We start from the raw sequence: 431 nt of genomic DNA on the forward strand, positions 1-431 counted from the left end.
GCGCATTTCAATAAAGGGAGCGTGTCCATCACTGCGGGGAATTTCTTTTGAAACACGTTCTTGGCAATTCCCGGCGCGCTTCAGTAAACTGCGCGGTCCGACCAGGCCGACATTCCGGGAGCGCAGACATGGCAGCAGCCCAGTACGAGCATCTCATCTACGAAAAAGACGCGCACATCGTCACCCTGACGCTCAACCGGCCGGAGAAGATCAATGCCTTGAACGAGAAGCTGACCCGCGAGTTCGAAGCGGCGATGCTGGCTGCCGAAGATGACGACGACGTGCGCGTAGTGGTCCTGAAAGGCAGCGGACGCGGCTTTTGCTCCGGCCACGATTACGGCAAGGAGAACTTCAAAAAGGGCGAGCGCGAGACCGGCTACAAGACCGAGATGCACCGCATCGATTTCGAGAAGCGCATGCGTTCCTATATG

General features: G+C 57.5%; 1 protein-coding gene. It reads left to right on the top strand.

Going from position 1 to position 431, the window contains the following annotated elements; genetic code table 11:
• Positions 1–128: 128 nt before the first annotated feature.
• On the top strand, positions 129–431 hold a 303-nt coding region (locus I6F37_RS40845; RefSeq protein ID WP_225154500.1), incomplete at its 3' end, for an enoyl-CoA hydratase-related protein.

It is taken from the genome of Bradyrhizobium sp. NBAIM08, from assembly GCF_020193935.1.
Classification (GTDB): Bacteria; Pseudomonadota; Alphaproteobacteria; order Rhizobiales; family Xanthobacteraceae; genus Bradyrhizobium; species Bradyrhizobium yuanmingense.